Annotated in this window: 7 protein-coding genes; all 7 read left to right on the forward strand. The window is 58.0% G+C overall.

Annotation, left to right across the window (positions count from 1 at the left end; genetic code table 11):
- On the forward strand, positions 1–2,477 hold a 2,477-nt coding region (gene alaS, locus F8I07_RS00935), incomplete at its 5' end, for an alanine--tRNA ligase (protein ID WP_292654532.1).
- A 234-nt stretch (positions 2,478–2,711) separates the two neighbouring features.
- Positions 2,712–3,191, forward strand: a complete 480-nt coding sequence (locus tag F8I07_RS00940) for a hypothetical protein (protein WP_292654534.1) — start codon at positions 2,712–2,714, stop codon at positions 3,189–3,191.
- 211 nt (positions 3,192–3,402) lie between these two features.
- Positions 3,403–3,954 (forward strand): septum formation inhibitor Maf, encoded by a 552-nt coding sequence (maf, locus tag F8I07_RS00945; RefSeq protein ID WP_292654537.1) that lies wholly within the window; start codon positions 3,403–3,405, stop codon positions 3,952–3,954.
- Positions 3,955–3,959: 5 nt separating this feature from the next.
- Positions 3,960–5,051: an aminotransferase class I/II-fold pyridoxal phosphate-dependent enzyme gene (locus F8I07_RS00950; RefSeq protein WP_292654540.1), complete on the forward strand. Its 1,092-nt coding sequence runs from the start codon at positions 3,960–3,962 to the stop codon at positions 5,049–5,051.
- Positions 5,048–5,740 (forward strand): ATP-binding cassette domain-containing protein, encoded by a 693-nt coding sequence (locus F8I07_RS00955; RefSeq protein WP_292654543.1) that lies wholly within the window; start codon positions 5,048–5,050, stop codon positions 5,738–5,740. The genes F8I07_RS00950 and F8I07_RS00955 overlap by 4 nt, the downstream gene beginning before the upstream one ends.
- Positions 5,737–7,923 (forward strand): transglycosylase domain-containing protein, encoded by a 2,187-nt coding sequence (locus F8I07_RS00960; protein ID WP_292654546.1) that lies wholly within the window; start codon positions 5,737–5,739, stop codon positions 7,921–7,923. The genes F8I07_RS00955 and F8I07_RS00960 overlap by 4 nt, the downstream gene beginning before the upstream one ends.
- Positions 7,924–7,958: 35 nt before the next feature.
- Positions 7,959–8,441: amidohydrolase (locus F8I07_RS00965; RefSeq protein ID WP_292654549.1), on the forward strand; the 483-nt coding region annotated here is incomplete at its 3' end.

Raw genomic sequence — 8,441 nt, forward strand, 5'->3', positions numbered from 1 at the left:
ACGCCGGGATGGTGCAGTTCAAGAGCATTTTCACCGGGGAGGCTCCCATTCCCGAGCCGCCCAGGGCCACCAGCTCTCAGACCTGCATCCGTGCAGGCGGCAAGCACAACGACCTGGACAACGTCGGCTACACCGCCCGGCACCACACCTTTTTCGAAATGCTGGGGAACTTCAGCTTCGGCGACTATTTCAAGAAGGATGCCATCGCCTACGCCTGGGAGTTCGTCACCGGTGACGAGTATCTGGCGCTGCCCATCGAGAAGATCTGGGTGACGGTTCACGAGAGTGATGACGAAGCCTACGATCTCTGGAAAGAACACATCAGCGAAGATCGCATTATGCGTTTCGGGGACAAGGACAACTTCTGGCAGATGGGCGATACCGGCCCCTGCGGTCCCTGCAGTGAGATTTTCTACGATCAGGGCGAGGAGCACTTCCACGGGCCCGAGGATCACATGGGGGGTGACGGGGATCGCTTCCTGGAGATATGGAACCTGGTCTTCATGCAGTACGAGCGCGACAGCGAAGGGGTGCTCCACCCTCTGCCCAAACCCTCCATCGATACCGGGATGGGGCTGGAACGGGTCGTGGCGATCAAAGAGGGGGTCTTCAATAACTACGACTCCTCTCTCTTCCGCCCCCTGATCGAGAAGATCACCGAGATCGTAGGCCGAGAGCCTACCGAGGATACCATCGCCAGCTACCGGGTCATCGCCGATCACCTGCGTTCCACCACTTTCCTGCTGGCCCAGGGGGTCAACTTCGACAAAGAGGGGCGGGGCTATGTCCTGCGGCGGATCATGCGTCGGGCGATCCGTCACGGATACCTTCTGGGAATGCGGGAGCCCTTTATGCACCGTCTGGTCGATACCCTCGTCGAGCAGATGGGGGAGCACTACGACTACCTCCCCAAGCGCGCCGAAGCGGTCAAGACGGCCATGAAGCTGGAAGAGGAGCGCTTCTTCGAGACCATCGAAGCGGGGATCAAACTCTTTGCCGAAGAGCTGGAACGCACCAAGGATGTCTTCAGCGGCGAAGTGGCCTTCAAACTCTACGATACCTTCGGCTTCCCCCTGGATCTGACCCAGGATATGCTGAGAGAAAAAGGGATCGAGCTGGATCTGGAGGGCTTCGAGGCCAAGATGGCGGAGCAAAAGGCCAAATCCCGCGCCGCCTGGAAGGGCAGCGGCGACGCCGCTGTCAGCGGCGATTTCAAAGCCTTGGAGGAGAAGCACGGCGTCAACTGCTTCGTGGGCTACGAGCTGACCGATGTGGAGAGCCAGGTGGTCGCTCTGCTGGATGAGAGCTATCAGGAGGTCGAAGAGCTCAGCGGGATGGGCTGGGTGATGCTCGAACCCACCCCCTTCTACGCCGAGTCCGGCGGCCAGGTCGGCGACCGGGGAGAACTGATCGTCTGGGACGGCGGTCCCAATATCAAAGTCCTCGATACCCGGAAATTCAACGATCTCAACCTCTCCCTGGTCGATACGGAGGGAAGTGTTCTGCGAGTCGGGGAGAAGGTTGAAGCGGTGGTGGACGACTCCCGCCGCCAGATCGCCAAGCACCACAGCGCTACCCACCTGCTGCACTCCGCGCTGCGGGATATCCTGGGGGAGCATGTTACCCAGGCAGGATCACTGGTGGAAGCCGACCGCCTGCGCTTCGACTTCAGCCACCCCAAGGCCCTGAGCCGTGAAGAGATCCGCTCCGTGGAAGCCTGGGTCAACGACAAGATCGACCGGGCGATCCCTGCCAAAACGGAAGTGATGTCCATCGACGAGGCCAAAAAGGCGGGGGCGATGGCCCTCTTTGGCGAAAAATACGGCGATGAGGTGCGGGTGGTCAAAATGGGCGACGCCTCCATCGAACTCTGCGGCGGCACCCACGTCCACAACACCGCCGAGATCGGTCTCTTCCTCATCACCAAAGAGTCGGGCGTGAGCGCCGGAGTGCGGCGGATCGAAGCTGTCTGCGGCCGGGAGGCGCTGCGGCAGGTGGAGCTGCTGCGCCGGGAGCGAGCCGAGCTGAGCGAAGAGCTCAAAAATCCCGATCCTCTCACCGGGGTGCGCAAGCTCAAAGAGCAGATCAAAACCCTCAAGAGCGAGCTGGATGCCGCTCTGGCGGGTGGAAGCAAGGAGCTGGCCGAGGAGAAGATCGGCGACATCACCGTCATCGTGGATGAGGTGGGAGCCGGTGACATCAAAAAGCTCATCGACGAGATCAAAAACCGCCATGAAAAAGTGGCGGTGATGCTCTTTCAGAAAAAGGGCGACAAAGTCCTTCTGGCCGCCGGCAGCAAGAATACCCCCGTCAAGGCCGGGGACTGGATCAAACAGATCGCCCCGATCCTGGGCGGCGGTGGGGGAGGGCGCCCCGACTTCGCCCAGGCCGGCGGGAAACTCCCCGAGAAGCTGCCCGAGGCGATGAAAGCGGCGCGGGCTTATTTGGATGAGCAGTTTCGGGTTCTCGATCTTTGAGGAAATAGGAATCAGGTGTAGGGTGGTGCCCTTCGGGCCCACCGAATAAAGATGAGGTTTCAAGAGCGATATAATTTTGATTTGAGTGTTTAACTTCGAGATGGTGGGCTCAAAGAGCCCACCCTACTGCGATCCTCACTTCGCGAGTATTGGCATTGCTATCTCATGTTGGAATGCCGTTAACAAATTTCCGGCATATTTCGGAGAGATATTCTCTGAATTGAAGGAGTCACTGTGCAAGATCTGTTTCAAAATTACGCTCACCTTATCGTTTTCATCCATGTCCTGGGGGCCATCATCTGGATCGGCGGGATGATCGCCGTACGGGTGGCGGTCCATCCGGTGATGCAGAGCATCGAAGATCCCGGAATCAAACTGGGGAAGACTCTGGAGATTACCGCACGCCTCTTCAATCTGGTGATGATTTTCGTCATCCTTATCGTTGTGACCGGCCTCATTATGGCCATCGCCCTGGGGGGCCATCAAGGCCCCGACAAAGCGATCTTTATCTTCAAAGAGATCATCTGGACCGTGATGGCTCTGAACTACACCTATATGTATATCAAACGGATCCGGGCCCAGCGCCGTTTCAATGCCGGAGACCTGGCAGGTGCCAAAGCCCTGGTGGCGAACATCCCCAACCTGCTCCTGCCGATCAACATCGCTCTGGGGCTGGTGGCGGTCTGGCTGGGAATCAGCTTGAGAGGGTTTTGAGGATGATGGATTTTGGATTTTGGATTTTGGATGATGGGGTCGCCTTTGGCGACGATTTTAATAAATTGGCTTTGCGAAGCAAAGCCCACCAAAACCATTCACCATTCATCATTCACCATTCACCGTTTTGTGGGATAGCAATCCCACGCTACAAAAAATCCTTACTCTTCACTCTTCACTCCTCACTTGAGAAACTCCAAAGGAGTTTCTCATGATTCGTCTCTGTTCCGCCTCGGAAAGCCGGGCCAAACTGCTGCGGGACTTCGGTATCGACTTTATCCAGTCACCGGTGGAGTTCGATGAAGAGTCTCTGCAAATCAATGATGCCCGCAAGTTTGTCTACCACGCCTCCAAGGGCAAACTCGAAGCGGCGGAAGCGTCTTTTGGCCTGGAGATACCGCTGCTGGTAGCCGATACGGTCGTGGCGGGGCCCTCGGGAGAGATTTTGCGCAAAGCGAAGGATCAGAAGGATGCCGAGCGGATCCTGCGGCTGCTCAGCGGCAACGAGATCGCTATCGTCAGTTGCGCCCATCTCAAATCGGCTTCCCGCTATTTCCTGGATCTTTCAGCGACCCATTACCGCTTTGCCCCCTTCGACGAGGCGGAGCTGGAACGCTATCTCGAGAGTGGCGAATGGCAGGGCAAGGCGGGGGCCTGTATGGTCGAAGGCTTCTGCAAACCCTACATCCGGGAAGTGAGGGGGTTGGAGAGTACCGCCATGGGCCTGCAGGTGGAGATTCTCCGTCCCTGGTTGGAGTCGTAGAGACGATGCCCTACAGTCGGGAACTCAGAGCACTGGAAAAAGCGGGACGTTTCCGTCGGCGAAAGCTCTACGATCCGAGCCTCGTCGATTTCGCCTCCAACGACTATCTGGGGCTGGCCGGCAGGCGCAAACAGCTCAAGCGGGCAGTCGAACGTCTGAAGGAATTTCCCGACCACGGTCCCAAGGCCAGTATGCTGGTCAACGGTTATCATCCCATTCATCAGCTTTTTGAAACCCGCATCGCCGAACTCAACGGCTTCGAGGCGGGGATGGTCGTGGGCAGCGGTTTTCTGGCCAACCTGGGGCTGATTGAAGCGCTGGTGCGTAAAAAAGATCGCCTCTTCATCGACGAGGAGTATCACGCCAGCGGGATGATGGCCACGGGATTGCTGGGGGATCGGGTGATTCGCTTTCGCCATAACGATGCCGAAGAGCTGCGGAGGCTGCTGCGGGAAAGTGACGCGGAACGCAATGTCGTCGCCATAGAAGGGGTCTACTCCATGGGGGGCGACCGGGTGGCGAAGGAGATCTTCGACGTGGTCGAGGAAGAGGGGGCACTCTTGATCGTGGACGAGGCCCACAGCTCCGGTGTATTAGGCAAAGATCTGCTGGGAATCTTCGAAGCCTACGGTATCGTCCCGCAGCCCCGACACATCAAGATGGGAACTTTGGGCAAGGCCTACGGCAGCTACGGCGCCTATATCCTGGCGAGCCGACATATCGTGGAGTATCTGGAAAACCGGAGCAAACCCATCATCTACTCCACCGCCCCCTCGGTGATCGATACCGCCTTGGCATTGGAGAATCTCGAGTATATCCGCAAGCACGCCAAAAAACTGCGTCGTCGTCTGGAAAAACGCCGCTGCATCGTCCGGGAGTTGACCGGGATCGAGATGGCATCCCAGATTCTTCCGATCGAAGTGGATTCCAACGCCGAAGCCCTGCGTCTGCAACAGGCATTGCAGGAGCGGGGTTGGCTGGTCGGCGCCATTCGCCAGCCGACGGTGCAGCGGCCGATACTGCGGATCATTCCGCGGCTGGGAGCCTCCAAAAAGGAGCTCAAAGCGATGTTCGAGGCACTGGAGAGACTTCTGTGATCCGGGTACAAAGGCTGCACATCACCGAAGGCGGCCACCCGCTGGTGGATCTGAGCTTCTCCGTCGAGCACTCTCTGGCCCTGGTGGGACAAAGCGGCAGCGGCAAATCCCTCACTCTCAAAGCCCTGCTGGGGATGCTGCCGGGCAATCTGCACTCAGAGCTTGAGATCGAGGCCCCCTTTGAGCTGATCCGGGGGGAGACACTCTCTTTTGTCCCCCAGAACCCTTTTACCGCCCTCTCACCTCTGACCAGGATCCGTCGTCAGTGGTTCGCTTCCGAGGAGCGGGCGTGGGAGCTTTTTGATCTCCTGGGGCTGGAGTGGAGCCTCTTTGACCGCTATCCGCCCCAGCTCAGCGGGGGGCAGCTGCAGCGGATCATTTTCGCCATGGCGCTCAGCAGCGATCCGAAGCTGATTCTCCTGGACGAGCCCACTACGGCCCTGGACCCGAAACTGCGGGAGGAGATGGCCCGCATTCTGGTAGAATTACAGGAACGCTTCGCCTTCGGGATGCTCTTCGTCACCCACGATATCAACCTGGCGGCAAAGATCTGTCGTGAGATGCTGGTGATCCGGGAGGGAAAGGCCGTAGAGAGCGGCTCCAGTACCACCGTGCTTCAGCATCCCCAAAGCGACTATACCCGCCGTCTGGTGGAGGCGAGTTTCGCCAACAGGGAGTTTCGTACATGATCAATCGCTTTGTCAAAGGCTCCATCCTTCTGGCCATTCTTTTTTTTGTGGCACTGGTGGGGGCTTTTGTCTACGCCTATCAGGAGGTGAAGCTCGACGCCAAGCAGATCATCGATTATCGCCCCGAGCTCTCCAGCGAAATTCTGGACCGGCATGGGAGGCATCTGGCCTATGTCTTCAAGCGCCGTCATCGCCTCTACGCCACGTTTGACGAACTTCCGCCCCAACTGGTGGAGGCGCTGATCGCCACGGAAGATACCCGTTTCTTCGAACACCACGGCATCAACCCCGACGCCATTATCCGTGCTTTTATCGCCGATATCAAGGCGGGCCATTTCGTGGAAGGAGGTTCCACGCTGACCCAGCAGCTGGTCAAGAACAAGCTCCTCTCCAGTCAGAAAAAACTGGCCCGGAAGATCAAAGAGGCGATCCTGGCCATCAAGATCGAGAATGTCCTGAGCAAAGAGCAGATTATCGAGCGCTATCTCAACGAAATCGCCTACGGCAACAACTACTACGGGGTCAAAACCGCCGCCCAAGGCTATTTCCACAAAAAGCTCAAAGATTTGACCCTCAAAGAGATTGCCATTTTGGTGGGCTTGCCCAATGCGCCGAGCTACTATAATCCCCGTCGCCACTACAAACGGATCCTCAACCGGGCCAATGCCATTCTCTACCGGATGAAGAGCCTGGGATGGATCACCGAAGCGCAGTATCGCCAAGCGACCAAGGAGGTGCCCAAGGTCTACCATACCTCCCTGAGCCAGAATGTGGCGCCTTATGTCGTGGATGAGGTGCTGCGCCGCTTCCGGGGAAAACTGGGGGATATCCGCACCGGTGGTTACAAGATCTATACCACGATCGATCTGCCGACGCAGCAGGCGGCCAGGGAGGCAGTGAAGTACGGTTTTGACCGCCTGCTTAAACGTTACAAAGAGAACCCCAAAAATACCAAACTCAACGGGGCGATGATCGCCGTGCAGAATCGTACCGGGGATATTCTGGCGATGGTGGGAGGGGTCGATTACAAAAAAAGCGCCTTCAACCGAGTGACAATGGCCCGGCGCCAGCCCGGATCGGCCTTCAAACCCTTTATCTACCAAACGGCCTTGGATATGGGCTACAACCCCGCCAGCAAGCTGACCGATCTGGCGAGAACCTTCCAGTATTACAAAAACGGCAAGCGCAAAATCTGGGCTCCCAAAAACTATGAACGGGATTTCAAAGGCTTCATTACCCTGCGGGAGGCCCTGGTGCACTCCCGCAACCTGGCGACGATCAACCTGGTCTACGATATCGGCGTGGAGACCATCCGCAAGCGTTTGGCGCTACTGGATGTAAAAAATATCCCCCACGACCTCTCCATCGCGCTGGGAAACCTGGCGATCAGTCCCCAGAAAATGGCACAGATCTATACGGTCTTCTCCAACTACGGCCATATGATCGAACCGCGTCTGGTGAGCAAAATCGTCTCCAAGGAAGGCGCGGTAATCTACGAGACCAAGCCCAAGGAGATCGCCGATTTCACCCGCCCGGAGCAGGCTTATCTGATGACCAGTATCCTGGAGGATGTCATCAAACGCGGCACCGGGCGAAAGGCGGCGGTCAAGGGGATCGAACTGGCCGGCAAGACGGGCACGACCAACGACGGAGTCGATGCCTGGTTCTGCGGCTATTCGCCTTCGGTGACCACCATCACCTGGTACGGGCGGGACAACAACCGTCCCATAGGACGCCATGCCACCGGCGGTTCCGTGGCGGCGCCGGCTTTTGCCTATTTCTACCGGAAGCTACTGAAGCTCGACCCCAATATGCCGCGGACCTTCCCGGTGCCCGACGGTGTTTTTGTCGGAGAGGTCGATGGGCACAAAGAGTTCCATACCCGCACTTCTCCGCTGCCCAAAGCTCAGAGCGGTGATTTCCTCGACGAAGGATTCGTGCCGCAGCCGGCCCATTCCGTAGGTGAAGAGAGGGAGAGTGAATCGGTCAATGCCACCCGTTCAGAGCAGGAGCCGACTCAGGAGACTTCCGGGACAGAAGATGTGGAGATGATCCCGCTGGACGAAGATTCGGGAGCGAGCGGTACCGTGGAAGGGGAGAGTGTAGAGGAGATAACCGATCCGCTCCATCCCCCTCACAAGCCGCCCAAAGCAGTGGGAGATGATAGTGGATCGCTCTTTTGATTTTCCCGAATGCAGAGAATTTTGACGAGGTGAATATGACCCGAAAGACCGAACTGGATCTGGACTACTACAAAGCCCTGCGGCACGAACTTCACAGTATGCCGGAGCTGGGGTATCAGGAGCACCGGACAGCGGCGCGGATCTGCCGGGAGCTGGAACGGTACGGGATTCCTTATGAAGAAGGAATCGGCGGGACCGGGATCGTTGCCTGGATCGACAAAGGAAGTGCCGGAAGGAGTATCGGCCTGCGGGCAGATATGGATGCCTTGCCCATCCCCGAAGAGACGGGGCTTCCCTACGCGTCACGCAACGAGGGGGTGATGCACGCCTGCGGCCACGACGGGCATGTGACCATGCTGCTGGCGGCGGCGAAAGTTTTGAAAGAGTCGGCGGCCTTCGACGGCAGAGTGGTGCTGGTGTTTCAGCCGGCGGAAGAGGGGGGCGCGGGAGCCAAAGCGATGATCGAGGATGGGCTCTTCGATCGCTTTCCCATGGAGAGGATCTACGGGCTCCATACC

This window comes from Nitratifractor sp., assembly GCF_015487065.1.
GTDB lineage: Bacteria > Campylobacterota > Campylobacteria > Campylobacterales > Sulfurovaceae > Nitratifractor.